The organism is Seonamhaeicola sp., assembly GCF_028281565.1.
In the GTDB taxonomy this organism is placed as follows: Bacteria; Bacteroidota; Bacteroidia; order Flavobacteriales; family Flavobacteriaceae; genus Seonamhaeicola.
Map to the genome: position 1 here is coordinate 1 of NZ_JANQJQ010000042.1, position 16,214 is coordinate 16,214.

The following is a 16,214-nucleotide window of genomic DNA, read 5'->3' on the forward strand; positions in this document are numbered from 1 at the left end:
TGATGAAACTTAACCCCGTTAAAACAGCTCCAAAAAGCATAAGTCCTGCTTTTGTGAACGACGTATTCTCTAACCATTTTATAAGTGGCATTTCAAACACAAAAATGATAAAACCGTTCAAACCTAAAAGGATACCTATTTCAACCTCGCTCAAATAGTGAGCGTCTTTGTAATAAATAGGCATTGTAGAGAAGTATTGTAAAAATACCACTCCGAATAACATCATGGCAAAAAGGAATATAATAAAGGCCTTATCACCGTATGCCGATTTTGGATTTTCGGTTTTTATTTCATCCAATTGTTTGGTAGTTTTTGGATTAAGCACATTAATCAATACCAAAGTGGCAGCGATACAAGTGATACCATCCACCCAAAATAATCCGCTATAGCCCATATTTGCTATTATTAAACCGCCAATAGCAGGCCCTGCAGAGAACCCAAGGTTTATAGCTAATCTTATTAGTGTTACTGAGCGCGTTTTATTTTCCGGTTTGCTATAAGCACTTAAGGCCACAAACATGGCGGGTCTGAACGAATCTGCTACAACCATTACCAAAAATAGACCCAAACAGAATGACTCAAAGGTGTCCAAATACTGTAAAGCAATAAACAGGATACCTGTTCCAAGCAGGCTGTAGACCATGACTTTATAATACCCGATTTGGTCTGTTAACCGGCCACCTAACCATGAACCCACTACCGAACCTAAACCAAAGGCACTCATTATCCAGCCGACGTCTGTACGAGTGAAACCCAAACTCTTGTTTAAATACAAGGATAAGAATGGAATGACCATGGTACCCGCTCTGTTAATGAATGTAATAAGTGCCAGCCACCATACTTCTGTTGAAAGTCCTTTAAACGTGTTTACGTAATTGTTCAATAGTGTTTTCATGTGTTCTAAAATTCTAAGTCATAAATAAATTGGTTTAATTAAACAGTTGATAATCAACTAAAAATAAAAAGTCCGACTGAGAAGTCGGACTTTTTAATATTGTAATATTTTATATCAATATCACCACAATATATAATAAGCCCGACATGTCCTTTTGGTTAAGGAAGTCATACATTGCTTTTTATAAATCGCGACGATATGTCTCATTTTTTGTTTTATTTGAAAGTCCAAAGCTATATAAAATATTCTTATGTTGTACATTTGATTTGAAAAAAATTAATTATAAAATTTAAACGCGTGAAAAATCTATCGTTGTTTTTGTTATTTATTGTCCTGGCTGCCTGTGGACAAAAGAAGGTGCCAATAAAAGGAGATACTGAGTATCAAAGAGAACAAAATGCCAAGTTTAAAGATGTTACCCAGTCGCCTTTAACGGAAAAAGACAGAAAGCATTTTACCGGTTTGGATTTTTTTAAAGTGGACTCCGCTTATATAGTGACGGCACATTTTAAAAGAACACCTGAAGAGACTCCTTTTAAAATGAAAACCACAACCGATAGACTTCCCGAGTATGTTAAGTATGGTGAATTATCCTTTACGCTTAAAGACCAAGATCTAAAGTTGGATATTTATCAAAACCTGGATATGATAAAAGACGAAGGCTATGAAGACTACCTCTTTTTACCTTTTTTAGATGAGACCAATGGCGAAGAAAGTTATGGTGGAGGACGTTATATTGATACCAGAATTCCTGAAGGTGATACTTTGATCATTAATTTTAATGAAGCCTACAATCCTTACTGTGCCTATAACAAAAAGTATTCTTGCCCTATTGTGCCCAGACAAAATTATTTAAGGGTTAGGATAGAAGCCGGGGTTAAAGCTTTTAAGAAGGATTGATTTAGTGAGTCTAATTAAACGTCTTTCTAAATTCAATAGGGGACATTTCGGTTTTGTTTTTGAAAAGTTTAGTGAAAGATGTCGGGTGTTCAAAGCCCAGGTCGTAGGCAATTTCACTTACAGATAAATGGGTTGTAGAAAGCTGCTTCTTTGCTTTTTCAATCAATTTGTTGTGTATATGTTGTTGGGTGCTTTGTCCGGTAAGCGATTTAAGCATATTGCTGAGGTAGTTAGGCGAAAGGTTCAAATGATCAGCTACCCATGTAACAGTTGGTATGCCCTTGTCTATCAGACTTTCTTCTTTAAAGTAATTAGTTAAAATAGCCTCTAATTTAGTTACAGTCTGATGATTTGAAATTTTACGGGTAATAAACTGTCTATCATAAAAACGTTCAGCATAATTAAGGAGCACCTCAATTTGTGAGATCACAATTTTCTGGCTGAACTTATCAATATTAGACTGGTATTCCCGTTGGATATTTTTAAGGATATCTACCATCATTTGCTCCTCTTTTTCTGAAAGGAAAAGTGCCTCATTGATAGCATATCCAAAAAAACCATACTTGTTTATTTGAGTTGCCAGGTGCGTATTCCACAAAAAATCGGGATGAATTAACAACAACCAACCTGTAGGCTTGTGTTTAATATTAGGGTTTTCCACCAAACTCATAACCTGATCAGGAGAAATAAACGTCATAACACCTTCATCAAAATCATATTTCTGTTGGCCATAGAAAAACTTATAAGGAACGTTGCGTTTTAGTCCGATGGTGTAATAATCCTGAACCCATTTTAGATCATCAAGGTTTGATGTGTACTTGATTTGTGTATAATCTACCAAACTAATTAACGGATGTTCAGGGGATGCTAAATTCGCAAATTTATGATAGTCCCTAATATTTTTAAAACGCTGTAGTTTTTTCATCAGTATAAAATTAAGAATAAGAATATAGTAAACCCAATTCTTAGTACGTTAAACCAACATCCCTCCTGAAACTTCTATGCGTTGTCCATTTATCCAACCGGCTTTTTCCGAGCACAAAAAAGCCACAATACCTCCAATGTCTTCTGCTTCACCTACGCGTCCCAATGCTGTGATGCCGGCTATCACGGCTGCTTTTTCTTTATCACGATTAGCCCCGCCGGCAAAGTCGGTAGCAATAGCACCGGGCGCAATGGTATTGGCTGTAATTTTACGTGTGCCCAGTTCTTTAGCTAAATAACGTGTAAAAGCTTCTATACCGGCTTTCATAATAGCATAAGCAGACATACCCGGTAAACTAAAACGGGCTAATCCACTGGATATATTAATAATTCTACCTGAATCATTTAGATAGGGCAATGCCGCTTGTGTTAAGAAATACACACTTTTTAAGTGTATATTCATCATGTTGTTGAATTGATCTTCAGTGGTGTCAGAAATAAGATTAAAAGTTCCGGTACCGGCATTATTGATCAAATAATCAAAGTTAGGGGAACCGTTTTTTTCTGTTAAATATTTGGTGGCTTTAGCAATAAATTCTTGTCCGCTATTAAAATCAGTAGCATCAAAAGGAAAAGCAATGGCATTTTGACCAAGGTTTTCTATTTCTGCTACAACTTCGTTTGCTTGTGTTACATTAGTATGGTATGAAAAGATAATATTTACGCCATCTTTAGCAAGATTAAGTGCCATATCTTTTCCTAAACCACGACTTGCTCCTGTAATAATTGCTGTTTTTTGACTCATGACTGTATTGTTTTGATTTACAATACAAAGTTGAGCTAAAACAGTAGCATATATTTTTCCAAATCTACGTTTGTCTTGTCCAAATCTACTTCACCAAAAACATCCCTAAAAAAACAGCTAAAAATCCTATGATAAAACTAGCTATTGTATAAACTGCAAAACTCGTAAAATCACCGGCTTTTAAGAACACATGGTTTTCATAAGCAAAGGTGGAGAAGGTTGTAAAGCCACCACAAAACCCGGTTGCCAATAATAAGATTTGGCTTTGACTTAACGAATTGTTTTTAGCCGCAAAACCCAGAATAACACCAATGAGTAAACTTCCTAAAATATTAGCCGCAAAGGTGCCGTACGGGATCCCCGTTTCCGTACTGTTTAAATATTTGCCAATGATATAGCGCAGTACACTACCAAAACCACCACCAATAAAGACCAAAAAAAATTGTTTCATATCTATACAACTATTAAAAATGGTTGTCATGCTGAACTTGCTTCAGCATCTTATAACACATAATGAGACACTGAAACGAGTTCGGGGTAACATTAAATTAATTGTTGCAATATATTGAATATTCAAATTACTTTAGGGGAATATAAATTTCGGTAACCCAATCGGCAGGATTTGGAAAGTTTCCGGGGTCATTGGTGTAAATCTCAAAAGGTTTTATATCAGATGGTTCCAAATTGTTCTCTGCTATATGTTTCTTGGTAGCTTCCCAGGCTTTTGGCAAGTTAGTGTAATTACCTTTTAAGGTAGTTTTTAACACTTTGGTTTTGGGAATATAGCCGCATAAAACTTCACTATCACCTTTAACAGTAACTTTATCTTTAATAGGTATGGCATTACTCATAATGACATTATTGTCCTGAGCATTCATATCTTCATAAATGGTAAAGGGCATCCCATTGGAATTAATATTGTTTTGTGCCATATAACTCATAATTTCGCCATACTGTTTTGCCATGATCTGGCTAATGTTAGCTCCGGTTGCCGAGGTTGTTTTATACATATAAAATCCACCGCCATATTCGGTAATACCATCAACATTAATAGTAAAAGCTTTTAGCCTAAGGGATACAATGCTATCTAATTTTTCTAAACTACGCTCGTAATGTGGACCAATTTGTTTATCCATGCCACCGGAAAAAGTTGCAAAAGCTTTAAAACCGAAAGGCAAATCTTTTCCTGAGATGGTCCAGGTAACATCCGTAGCGCCGTTATCAGTTGGTTTAAATACCCACGAAATATCAGATTTAGGGAATTCTGCAAACTGCATTTCCTGCTGTATAGACGTATTTGGTACCGCTTCAATAGTAGTCATGGTACCAATCCCGTCTTTGTCTTCCCATGAATAAGAACCACCAACGCCCCTGGTTTTATCGGCTAATGTAATTTTCATATCAGGATCGGTTTCAACCCAGGACGACCAGCTTTCCCAATTTTTAAAATCTATCACGTTGGAATAAATAATGGGCGCAGGAACTTTTATAGTTCGGGTTCTGCTAACTTCAAAGGAATTTGGCTGTACGGCAATATAAATAGCTGTTCCAATAATGGCAATAAGTAACAGGAATAAGATGTATTTAAAGGCTTTCATTTAGGTGCTGTTTGATGATTCAATAAATCAAAGATAATCATTTTTCATTTCGGTTAATAAATTATTACATTTGCTAATCTTTAAATTAAGATTTTATATAAAAATGAGTTATATCATTTTAAATAATAATTAAAATCTGGTATTTAGTAGATTATTAAAAGAATTTCGAAACAAATAAACTTTCAAAATGAAACTAAAATTTATACTGAATGTAGCTTTAATTGCTCTTTTTTTATTCGGATGTGTAGATGGTAAATCTGAAAAAACAAATGAAACTTCCGAAGTAAATGACACTGAAAAGTTTGATTATAATGTTGAACAATTTGCCGATTTGAAAATTTTAAGGTATCAAATCCCGGGATGGGAGCAATTGACCTTAAAAGAGCAAAAGTTAGTGTATTATTTAACTCAGGCAGGATTGTCAGGCCGTGACATTATGTGGGATCAAAATTACCGTCATAATTTAACTATTAGAAAAGCACTTGAAAATGTTTATACTGCTTATAAAGGAGATAAAGCCTCTGATGATTGGAAAGCTTTTGAGGTGTACTTAAAACGTGTGTGGTTTAGCAACGGGATTCATCATCATTATTCCAATGATAAATTAAAACCGGGCTTTTCTTCTGATTATTTAAAGCAATTATTGGCCGATACCAATACGGTTTTAGAGGGAGATGCCTTTGAGGTTATTTTTAATGAGGCGGATGCTAAAAAGGTAAATCAGGGAAAAGGCATAGATAATGTAGCACTTTCTGCGGTAAACTTTTACGGGCCTAATGTTACCAATGCCGATGTTGAAGGTTTTTATAAAACAAAAATGTCACCAGACCCGGAAAAACCTTTGTCGTTTGGATTGAACTCACAGTTAGTTAAAGAAAATGGCGTGGTCAAAGAACGCGTTTATAAGTCCGGTGGACTTTACGGCAGTGCTATTGATGAGATTGTTAAATGGTTGGAACTTGCCAAAGGTGTTGCAGAAAATGAAGCCCAGGGTCATGCCCTTGGATTATTAATTGAATATTATAAAACAGGCGATTTGCAAACCTGGGATGATTATAATGTAGCATGGACCAATGCTACCGAAGGCAATATTGATTATATCAACAGTTTTATAGAGGTATATAATGATCCCTTGGGTTATAGAGGTTCTTATGAGAACATTGTGCAGATAAACGATTTTGATATGTCTCAAAAAATGAAGGTATTGTCAGATAACGCACAGTATTTTGAAGATAATTCGTCTATCATGGATGCGCACAAAAAGGCCAATGTGGTCGGGGTGACTTATAAGGTGGTAAATGTGGCGGGAGAAGCCGGTGATGCGTCACCAAGTACACCTATAGGTGTTAATTTGCCAAATGCCAATTGGATCAGAGCCGCAGTAGGAAGTAAGTCGGTTTCTTTAGGAAACATTATTCATGCTTATAATAATTCTACAAGCTCGGGACGTTTAAAAGAGTTTGTTCATGATGAGGAAGAATATGAATTAGAAGAAACGTACGGACAATTAGCGGATAAGCTTCATACCGCATTGCATGAGGTTATTGGACATGCATCAGGTAAGTTAAATCCGGGAGTAGGAGAAACTAAAGAAACACTTAAAAATTATGCTTCTACCTTGGAAGAAGGTCGCGCGGACTTGGTCGCTTTATATTACTTATACGATTCAAAGCTTCAGGAACTAGGTTTGGTTGAAGATTGGAAAGCGGTTGGAAAAGCTGCTTATGATGGTTATATAAGAAACGGATTGATGATGCAGCTAATTCGCCTTAATTTAGGTGATGATGTTGAAGAGGCCCATATGCGAAACAGACAATGGGTAAGTGCCTGGGTTTATGAAAAAGGCAAGGAAGATAATGTTATTGAAAAGGTTACTAAAGATGGAAAAACCTATTTCAATATTAATGATTATGAAAAACTTCGTGGACTGTTTGGCGATTTATTGCGTGAAACACAACGTATAAAATCTGAAGGAGATTATACGGCTGTTGAAGCTTTAGTGGAAGGTTATGGTGTTAAAGTAGATCAGGCCATTCATGCCGAAGTTTTAGAGCGTAACAAACAATTTACGTCGGCACCTTATTCCGGATTTGTAAATCCCGTTTTGATGGCTGAAAAAAATGAAGCAGGAGAAATAATGGCTATAAAGGTGACACAGCCTGAAACATTTGCGGGACAAATGCTGGATTACAGTAGAGATTATAACTTTTTACCGGAGGTAAATTAAACGATTAAATACGTTTTAAAAAGCAGAATCTTGTTTCAAGGTTCTGTTTTTTTATTTACACTAAATACTAACAATAATAGGTTAATCACTAGAAGAATGGAGATAATTAAAAGTGTTTTCATTTTAATTGGGTTCGTTACTAAATAGATACCAGGGTCAAAAAAAGGTTGCGTTAAACAGGTGCTTTTATTTATATAACAGTTATTAACAATTTTTTCCCAGTGAGCTAACCTGTTTTTTTGAAGGTATAAAAATATAAAAGGGCGATATTAAAAAATTATGGAAACCCCTTAGAATTTCTAAGGGGTTTCAATCTAATTCCATTGTTGAATGTTTTTAAAAGGGGCTTTTATCTAATCTAAATGAAATTGATACAAATGGATTAAATCTAATATAGTCTTTATGTAATTGTTCAAAGCTTAAACTTTCATTAATTACATCGCCTTTTTTGTATTTAGAGTTAAGAAGTTTTTGATTGTGAAATGCACAACCAGTTGTAATTGTAATATTCTGATTATAGATTAATGAAATACCAGTAAATACGGATAAGCTTTTTTCTAAATCATATCCCAAACCACCGCTAAGGCCTACATTAAAAGTTTCTGAGTTGTTTGGGAACCAAGTAAACATGACTGATGGATGAAAGTCTATTTTATTTTGATTAGTTCCCCTTGTTATAATATATGTGCTATCCAAGGCTTTAGAAAAGTAGGTGTCTCTATCTTTAAGATTAATGAAATTAAAGCCAAAAGTGGTTTGCCATGATCCTTTTTTTTCAGTTTTATAGGTATAGATGTATTCTTTTTCTTTAGCCAAGTTTTCTTCTTTTTTTACATTTTTTAGAACTACAACTTTTATTGTTAGATCTTGATTCTTGGAAAGCTTTATAGTGTCTATTATTTTTGAAGATAAGCTATCTTCCGTAATCTGTTCCTGAAGTTCTTCAGTTTTTTTTGGAATGCTTAATGGATCTAATTTATGGAATTCACTATTAATAACTGCCTCGTAAATCTTATTTGGGTCTATGTTTTTTATTTGAATCTTATAAGTGCCAGGTGTAATAACAGTTGATTTTTTATAGATATTACCGGAAACATCAATCGAGATAGTTTTTCTTTGGGCAAAAACAGTAAATGAGCTAAGGTATAGAATGATTATTGCTGATGTAAAAGTTTTCATAATTAACGGTTTTGAAATTCTTATTCAAACCTATTTATAATTCAATATGAAAACCATCCCCAATACAGGGTATATTTAAAACTTGTATTTTTTGTCTAGTGCATAGCGCAAGAGTTCACCCTTGCCTTGTAGTCCAAGAATACGGGCCATGTTTTTTCGGTGGGTGTCCACTGTATGAACACCAATAAAGAGAATATCGGCAATTTCACGGGAGGTCTTGCCTTGAGCAATAAGTTCCAAAATCTCTATTTGGCGCTTAGTTAAAACGCCTTTGGTTTTATTTGAAGGGGTTTCATTTAAAACATTTGTGTTAATGTTGGCGTCAAAATAGGTGTCACCTTTATGTACTGCTATAATAGCTTTATGAACTTCCTGTAACGAAGAGTTCTTTAGGATATAACCATCAGCGCCGGCTTCTAACATTTGCTGAACGGCATCGGTTTGGTCAAACATGGTAAAGGCCAGTACTTTTATATTGGGGTGCTTTTTTTTGATTTGCCTGGTAGCTTCAATACCGTCCAGTTTGGGCATACGTATATCTGTTAAAACTATGTTGGGCCACTTCTTTTCTACGATTTCCAACAGGGCCTCCCCGTCGTTGGCGGTACCAACAATGCTGATATCATCTTCATACTCTAAAAGTAGATTGATACCGTCTATTAAGGATTGGTGGTCTTCGGCAATGGCTAATCGGATCATATTGGAATATCAATTATTACAGTAGTTCCTTTTTTGAGTTCAGATTCTATGGTCATGGTACCATTCAAATGTTCTACACGTTTATCTATGCTGCTGATGCCCATACCTTTATGTCTGGTGGTTATTTGACTTGGGTTAAACCCTTTACCGTTATCTTCTACCATAATATTGAGCGTTTCCTCGTGATTGGTCAAATGTATGGTGGCTTCCGTAGCGTTAGCGTGTTTAATGATATTGGTTACTAATTCCTGTATAATTCTAAAAATAGTGAGCTCCAGGCTATTTTCCAAACGGTTTTCAAGGCCATGGTCTATTACATCGATGGTAATTTTATTAGCAGCAGATACTTTTTCGGCCATTTGATTTACAGCTTTTAAAAGCCCTTGTTTTGCAATCACGCCGGAGTTTTTGGCATGGGCAATAGAACGTATTTTTTGATAGGCCTCATCTAAAAGGGTTGTGGTCTTATCATATAGTTCCGGGGTTTGCTTATCTTTTAAAGCATTAAAATGCAGTTTTACTGTGGCCATAAGTCCGCCTAAATCATCATGAAGGTCATTAGCAATACGTTGGCGTTCTTTTTCCTGGCCTTCGATCATAGCATCAATACTTAATAACTCTTGTTCTTTTAGAACTGTTGCTAGTTTTTGACTTTCTAAGGCTTTTTCTTGCTCCGCTAATTTCTGTTTACGTTTGGTGTTTTTTTGGATAAGGAAGAAGGTAATGCCTCCAAAGCCTAACAAAACTAATGAACCGAATAAAAGATTTTGGGCTTGTTTCCGTTTACTTTCACTTTCCAGATTATCAGCACGTAGTTTTTCATTATCGTACTGCTCTTTTATTTCTGAAATAGCTATATTTTGTTCGGTATTATTTATTGAATCTTTAATAGCTAAAAGTTTTTCAGCAGACAAAAAGGCATTTTCAAAATCATTAAGTGCTTTATAATTCTTTAGTTGATTATCATAATAAACTTCTTGAGTTTTAATATTGTATTCATTTAGTGAAATATCTTTCGTTAATTCATAAAACTCTAATGCTTTATTATGGTCACCAGCTAGCTCATAAGCCTTTGCTTGATTATTGTAATTATTGGATACATATTGTCGTATTTTATATTTTTTGAAAACAGGAAGTGATTTTTTATAGAAGTACAAGGCTGAATCCGAATCTTTTTTTGTGCCATAGAATATACTACCAATATTGGTTTCAATAATAGCAATCCTTAATGTGTCATTAATAATTTTTAGTTTTTCAATTGTTTTTTTATAGTATGAAATGGTTGAATCAAAATCATCTTTTCTAGATGATAAACTTGCATATTTTGAATAAGCACGAGCTAGCATTAAGGGGTCGTTAAATTTCTTGGCAATTGAATAATACTCATCTGCATACGGTTCTATATCAATGTCCAGATTATTTTGTTGCAATAATAAGTCACATATTTCATAATAAGTATTTGCCAAATGTTTAAGACTATCAATTTGTTTAAAAATTATAAGTGCTTTCGTTAATTCCTCAAAGCCCAAATCATGTCTGTCTCTTCGTTTTAAAATAATTCCATTATAATATGAATATTGTGCTTTTTCAAAAATAGATTTTCCGGTTTTTAAGTTTTTATTCAGAAAAACTTCTGCAGAATCTACCATAAGTCGATTTAGATAGTTTTCAACTTTATCATAATCAGATTCTTGTGAAACGCAAAAACCAGTAACTAAAAATAGTACTGGTAAAAGCATTAATTTTATTTTTAATTCTTTCCTTATCAAATACCGATTATTATTGCACCTTCTTTGGTTTCTGGTATAAGAACAGGGAAGTCACATGCCTTTGAATTATCAATTGTAGGTTTTTTGTCAACCTCATGAATATGAAACAGGAATAATTCTATATCATATTCATATTTAAGTTCAAAACCTAGTAAGTCGTCACTCGCAAGTGAAATGTAAGGTTCTTTGTCAAGGGCGTATTTACTTCTCCAAATATGAACCATAAAAAAAGCTTTACCGGAATCATCTAATGTACATGGGTTAATATCAATGATTTGGAAATTATCATCAAAGTGTTTAGACTTAGGGACAAATTCTATCTTTTCAATTTTTAAGCCGCTAGTCCAAGTAGCTGTAGCTCCTATTTTTAGATCGTTATCTTCAAAGAACATAAAGTTTACACTCTTTGGCTCACTGGGTTTTTCTAATCTTGTTGAATAAATTTTGCTCATAATTACTTTAGTTTAAAAAATTATTTTTGGAGTGAATTTCGTTATCATCGGAATTTTTGCTTTATAATATATCTCTCTATAATCAGGATGAAAGTCATCAAAGCAAGTATTAAAAATATGACTTAAATTGTTGGCAACACTCATTTTGTAATCCTCTGTCTTACAGAAAAGTAGCCCAACAGCACCAATATTATTGTCTTCTTTAAAAGTAAGAACACTACCTGAATTACCGGACTCAAGTTCATTTTTGAGTAAGATTTGATTTTTAAAAATTTTAAAGCTTTCACGACCTACTGAATAAAATCGAGTATCTTCAACTTTTACTGTTGCATTTCTACTTAAAACTTCATTATTTGAACTATTTAAATAATTACATTTATTAAGCTTTTTTCCAATAGGAGGAACATCTCTAAGGTTACCGCTTAGCTTAATACCACAATAATTTTCTCGATTTTCTATATGGTGTTTATCAAAACGATCAAAATTATTAAAGTGAACAAATGCAACTTCTCTTCTTTTATCCAAACACCTCCAAAAAAGACGACCACATTTGTATTTTTCTAAGGGTTTGTACGAGTCATAATTGTCTTTACCAGGCTGGACAATATCTCCTCCTAATTCAATGTCGTAAGCAAGTACATGCCAGTTGGAAATACCAAAATATTCATTTGGAAACCCTTCAAGTTGAAAGACAGCTCCTAGAGTACCTCCAGACCTTTCTTTATTACCAATATGAAGCCCACTCTTTAAACTTTTACTGGGTAAAATTTCCTCTGTCTCGTCGTACGGGTCGATTAAGGTAAATTTTCGAGTTTCATAAGTTTTCAATATTTCAAAATCAAACAATTCTTCTAAGTAACTTTTGTTTTTTTGTACGGATTCAACAAAGCTAAATCTGGAATCTTGACCTCCTGAATTATTCATTAAATATTCGATGAGTTCCTTTCTATCAATATATTTCCCATCCTCACTCCCAACTTTTATTTCAAACATGTCGCCTTCCTTGAATACACCAACATAAATAGCACTAGGGTATTCAATTAATAAAGAAGCATAAACTTCCATTTTGTCATCAGCTTCTTTTTCAGTATCATATATTAATTTTTGCATTACACCAAAGGATTAAACAAATACACCAACACAAACACCGCAATAGCACCGGAAGCACTAATGGTAGGTTCTTTTTCTAAAAGTGACATGGCGTTGGGTTCTTTATTACCCGCTGCATTAGTACGCATCAACTGGTTACCGTCTGGTTTATGATTTAAGGAAATCATCCCGGGGATTGAAATACTTATGGATGCCGCAGCTAAGGCTATTAGAACACGACAGAACCAAAAATAGGTGTCGTCAAAACCTAGGTCTTTTTTATGAGTGATTATCATAATCGCAATAAAAGCGATGACACCAAATAAAAACATGGTAATGGGAGAGACTAATTTTTTCATTGTGGTTGGATTCGTTAATTAATGTCACAAAGGTGTGCTATAATTAGAAGGGAAGAAATACCCAATACCGGGTATATTTCTTTCAAGCTAGTAAGAAAAATGGATAAATAAAAGCATTTCCGGACTAAAAGCTAAAAAATCTGATGTAAAGCCCTACTTATTTAAAAAAGAACTTGATAGCAGCAATAAATAGGATAAAAGCAATAAAGGCAACAAGTATCCAAATACTACCGGAATAAAAGCGTTTGTGAAGTTTTAGATCTTTTCGGTAAGTATAGCCGATGATGATAGCAAAGGCCACAAAAAATAAAACTCCGAAAATGATTTGACCTTTACTGAACATATAATTACTTTTATTGCAAATAAAGTAAAATTAGATTAAAAGAAACGAATTTATGAGGGACAAAATTGATGCTGTTAAAACATTTCACACCGCATTTAAAATAGGGCATAGAGAAACCCCAAAGGCTGACCTGGGACCTGAAAAAAACATGTTGCGTTATAAGTTAATGCGCGAAGAAAACGAAGAATATTTGGATGCGGCCAATGATGGGGATCTGGTTGAAGTAGCCGATGCTTTAGGTGATATGCTTTATATTTTATGCGGTACCATTATAGAACATGGGCTACAATATAAAATAGAAGAGGTGTTTGAAGAAATCCAGCGTAGCAATATGAGCAAATTAGGAGACAATGGTGAACCCATTTACAGGGAAGATGGTAAAGTACTGAAAGGCCCAAACTATTTTAAGCCGGATATACAAACTATATTAGAGAAATAGAACTCGTGTCATTCTGAACTTGTTTCAGAATCTAAACGTTTAATGATAACATGAATCAATTCAATACTTATAGAAACAGGTTGACAAAAAGGGAATAAAAAAAGAGAAGCTAACAACTTCTCTTTTTTTATTATGTAAATTTACGTGTCTTAATCAACTTTAAAACGCCACCCAAACGGATCTTCGGATTTATTAGTTTGAATATCTGTGATACGTTTTTTAAAGAATCCGGCATAGGTATTGTCTAATTTTGGCAAATCGTAATCTATCCCTTTATATCCAAAGGCCGCAATTGGTGACACCACCGCAGCGGTACCTGCACCAAACATTTCTTTAAGTGTGCCGTTCTTGGCAGCTTCAACAACTTCGGTCACCGTAAGTTTTCTAACTTCTACATTAATACCTTCGGACTCTGCCAATTCAATAATACTTTTACGGGTGATCCCATCAAGAATTCTATCACTGGTTGGCCCGGTGATCAATGTATCGTTTATACGAACAAAAATATTCATGGCACCGGCTTCTTCAATGTATTCATGGTGGTGGTCATCAGTCCAGATAACCTGATGATACCCTTTAGCCTTTGCCAATTGTGTTGGATAAAACTGACCCGCATAATTACCACCGGCTTTTGCAAAACCAACACCTCCATCAGCAGAACGTGAATAAGTTTCTTCTATTAAAACCTTTACATCTCCTGAAAAATAAGCTCCGGAAGGCGCAGTACAGATGATAAATTTATACTCATCCGCAGGCGAGGCATGGAATCCTTTCCCGGAAGCAAAGACAAACGGACGGATATATAAAGAACTCCCTTCGTTCGTGGGGATCCAGTCTTTGTCCAGCTCCAACAACGTTTTTAAGCCTTCCATAAAATAGGCTTCCGGCAATTCCGGGATGGCCAAACGTTTTGATGAAATATTTAAACGCTTACAGTTATCTAACGGACGGAATAACCAGACATTATTATGATCATCTTTATACGCTTTCATACCTTCAAAAACAGATTGTCCGTAGTGGAAAATCTTTGCTGCAGGATCTAAAGTAATAGGCTGATACGGCATAATTTTAGGGTCATGCCATTTGCCATCTTTGTAATCGCATACCAGCATATGGTCTGAAAACACACTTCCAAACTTCAAATTATCAAAGTCTACTTCATTTATTTTTGAAGACTCTGCTTTTATAATCTCAATGTTATTGATCATAGTGCTCATAATCCGGTTATTTTACCAGACAAAGTTAAATAAAAAGGTTTTTAAAAAAGAGGTATATTTACATAAATCGTTTAAAATTGAAATATTCATATTATGAGACCAATTATTGTTGTATTTATTTGTGTTTTAATGTTAAATTCCTGCAAAAAGAAAGTTGAAGAAACACCAAAAGAACCGGTTAAAGTGGAGTACGCATCCTTTGGAAAAGAAATTATAGCTGATGATGCTATTGCCTCATCGTCCATGTTAAAGCATTACAAAGATATGACTACCGGAGATAGTATAAATTCTAAAATGACTGCAACGGTGACCAAAGTTTGTCAGGCAAAAGGTTGTTGGATGACACTGGATTTAGGTGATGGAAATGAGGCCATGGTAAAGTTTAAAGATTACGGCTTTTTTGTACCTAAGGATATTGCAGGAAAAGCGGTTATTGTAAATGGAAAGGCTTATGTAAAAGAAGTCCCGGTTGAAGAACTGCAACATTATGCTGAAGATGCCGGAAAATCTGCTGAAGAAATTGCATCCATAACGGAACCTAAAAGAACCTTTTCTTTTGAAGCCGATGGTGTTTTAGTAGCGCAATAGTGAAGCGGGAAATTATTATTACTGCAGACGGTTCCACTACCATTCATATGCCTGAATGGAACGAGCAATACCATTCTAAACATGGCGCCATTCAAGAGGCATATCATGTATTTATAAAGCATGGTTTGCATTATGCCTGTCATCCTGAACTAGATTCAGGATCTCATCAAACCTGTCATTCTGAGCGAAGTGAAGAATCTCTTGAAAAATTGTCTATTTTAGAAATAGGCTTCGGTACGGGGCTGAATGCTCTTATTACCTTACTGGAAGCAGAAACACTTCAAACCAGGATCAATTATGTCGGCGTAGAGGGGTATCCGGTTGATTTGAATGAAGTTAAACAACTGAATTATGCCTCAGCGTTACATTGTGATCGATTTCTTTTTGACAAACTTCACAATCTTCCATGGGAAGAAGAACATCAGGTCACTGATTACTTTTCATTGACAAAACAGCAAAAGTTCTTTGATGAGATACAGGAGCAGGATACTTTCAATCTCATTTATTTTGATGCCTTTGGAGCGCGTGTTCAACCGGAATTATGGACAGAGACTATCTTTAAAAAAATGTATGAAGCTTTAAAAATAAAGGGTGTTTTGGTAACCTATTCAGCAAAAGGAAGTGTACGCAGAGCCATGCAGGCGGTTGGTTTTAGAGTAGAGAAGCTTCCGGGGCCACCAGGTAAGAGAGAAATGTTGAGAGCTTCAAAACAATAATCAATTGACATATGT

At 34.8% G+C, this 16,214-nt stretch carries 18 protein-coding genes; 5 read left to right on the plus strand and 13 right to left on the minus strand.

Translation table 11 applies throughout. The features are described from left to right. Positions 1–895: MFS transporter (locus Q0983_RS16945; protein ID WP_299556029.1), on the minus strand; the 895-nt coding region annotated here is incomplete at its 3' end. A 297-nt stretch (positions 896–1,192) separates the two neighbouring features. Between Q0983_RS16945 and Q0983_RS16950 the strand changes: the two genes are divergently transcribed. Beyond that, complete coding sequence (locus tag Q0983_RS16950) at positions 1,193–1,795, plus strand: DUF1684 domain-containing protein (protein WP_299556031.1); 603 nt, start codon at positions 1,193–1,195, stop codon at positions 1,793–1,795. A 10-nt stretch (positions 1,796–1,805) separates the two neighbouring features. On the opposite strand, the gene Q0983_RS16955 is transcribed toward Q0983_RS16950, so the two are convergent. The 4 genes from Q0983_RS16955 to Q0983_RS16970 all read right to left on the minus strand — a co-directional run bounded on the left by Q0983_RS16955 (position 1,806) and on the right by Q0983_RS16970 (position 5,122). Beyond that, positions 1,806–2,720, minus strand: a complete 915-nt coding sequence (locus tag Q0983_RS16955) for a response regulator transcription factor (protein ID WP_299556033.1) — start codon at positions 2,718–2,720, stop codon at positions 1,806–1,808. Positions 2,721–2,768: 48 nt separating this feature from the next. Beyond that, on the minus strand, positions 2,769–3,524 hold the full coding sequence (locus Q0983_RS16960) for an SDR family oxidoreductase (RefSeq protein WP_299556035.1): 756 nt from the start codon (positions 3,522–3,524) through the stop codon (positions 2,769–2,771). An 85-nt stretch (positions 3,525–3,609) separates the two neighbouring features. Beyond that, a complete protein-coding gene (gene crcB, locus Q0983_RS16965; protein WP_299556037.1) occupies positions 3,610–3,975 on the minus strand; it encodes a fluoride efflux transporter CrcB in 366 nt (121 codons plus the stop codon). 127 nt (positions 3,976–4,102) lie between these two features. Further along, entirely contained in the window at positions 4,103–5,122 is a 1,020-nt protein-coding gene (locus tag Q0983_RS16970; RefSeq protein ID WP_299556039.1) for a GyrI-like domain-containing protein, read from the minus strand. Positions 5,123–5,309: 187 nt separating this feature from the next. Here Q0983_RS16970 and Q0983_RS16975 point away from each other — a divergent pair, with 187 nt between their 5' ends. Further along, the gene (locus Q0983_RS16975) at positions 5,310–7,349 is read left to right on the plus strand and encodes a dihydrofolate reductase (RefSeq protein ID WP_299556041.1); all 2,040 of its coding nucleotides are present in this window, start codon (positions 5,310–5,312) and stop codon (positions 7,347–7,349) included. A 336-nt stretch (positions 7,350–7,685) separates the two neighbouring features. On the opposite strand, the gene Q0983_RS16980 is transcribed toward Q0983_RS16975, so the two are convergent. The 7 genes from Q0983_RS16980 to Q0983_RS17010 form a co-directional block, all read right to left on the minus strand. Continuing rightward, the gene (locus Q0983_RS16980; protein ID WP_299556043.1) at positions 7,686–8,528 is read right to left on the minus strand and encodes a hypothetical protein; all 843 of its coding nucleotides are present in this window, start codon (positions 8,526–8,528) and stop codon (positions 7,686–7,688) included. A 75-nt stretch (positions 8,529–8,603) separates the two neighbouring features. Then, positions 8,604–9,227, minus strand: coding sequence for a response regulator transcription factor (locus Q0983_RS16985; RefSeq protein WP_299556045.1), 624 nt, complete (start codon positions 9,225–9,227; stop codon positions 8,604–8,606). Further along, positions 9,224–10,966, minus strand: coding sequence for a sensor histidine kinase (locus tag Q0983_RS16990; protein ID WP_299556047.1), 1,743 nt, complete (start codon positions 10,964–10,966; stop codon positions 9,224–9,226). Before Q0983_RS16990 ends, Q0983_RS16985 begins: the two co-directional genes overlap by 4 nt. A gap of 26 nt (positions 10,967–10,992) precedes the next feature. Next, positions 10,993–11,448, minus strand: a complete 456-nt coding sequence (locus Q0983_RS16995) for a hypothetical protein (protein ID WP_299556049.1) — start codon at positions 11,446–11,448, stop codon at positions 10,993–10,995. 12 nt (positions 11,449–11,460) lie between these two features. Further along, entirely contained in the window at positions 11,461–12,558 is a 1,098-nt protein-coding gene (locus Q0983_RS17000) for a hypothetical protein (RefSeq protein WP_299556050.1), read from the minus strand. Next, entirely contained in the window at positions 12,558–12,896 is a 339-nt protein-coding gene (locus tag Q0983_RS17005) for a hypothetical protein (protein ID WP_299556052.1), read from the minus strand. The genes Q0983_RS17000 and Q0983_RS17005 overlap by 1 nt, the downstream gene beginning before the upstream one ends. 157 nt (positions 12,897–13,053) lie before the next feature. Then, positions 13,054–13,239 carry a hypothetical protein gene (locus Q0983_RS17010; RefSeq protein WP_299556054.1) on the minus strand — a complete coding sequence of 62 codons (186 nt, stop codon included), beginning with the start codon at positions 13,237–13,239 and terminating at the stop codon, positions 13,054–13,056. Positions 13,240–13,291: 52 nt separating this feature from the next. Between Q0983_RS17010 and Q0983_RS17015 the strand changes: the two genes are divergently transcribed. Beyond that, a complete protein-coding gene (locus tag Q0983_RS17015) occupies positions 13,292–13,678 on the plus strand; it encodes a nucleoside triphosphate pyrophosphohydrolase family protein (protein ID WP_299556056.1) in 387 nt (128 codons plus the stop codon). Between the two features lie 149 nt (positions 13,679–13,827). Here the strand turns inward: Q0983_RS17015 and Q0983_RS17020 are convergent, their stop codons facing one another. Then, entirely contained in the window at positions 13,828–14,895 is a 1,068-nt protein-coding gene (locus tag Q0983_RS17020; protein WP_299556058.1) for a branched-chain amino acid aminotransferase, read from the minus strand. Positions 14,896–14,988: 93 nt separating this feature from the next. Between Q0983_RS17020 and Q0983_RS17025 the strand changes: the two genes are divergently transcribed. After that, a complete protein-coding gene (locus Q0983_RS17025; protein ID WP_299556060.1) occupies positions 14,989–15,483 on the plus strand; it encodes a DUF4920 domain-containing protein in 495 nt (164 codons plus the stop codon). Next, positions 15,483–16,199, plus strand: coding sequence for a tRNA (5-methylaminomethyl-2-thiouridine)(34)-methyltransferase MnmD (gene mnmD, locus Q0983_RS17030; protein ID WP_299556062.1), 717 nt, complete (start codon positions 15,483–15,485; stop codon positions 16,197–16,199). Before Q0983_RS17025 ends, mnmD begins: the two co-directional genes overlap by 1 nt. Positions 16,200–16,214 lie beyond the last annotated feature (15 nt).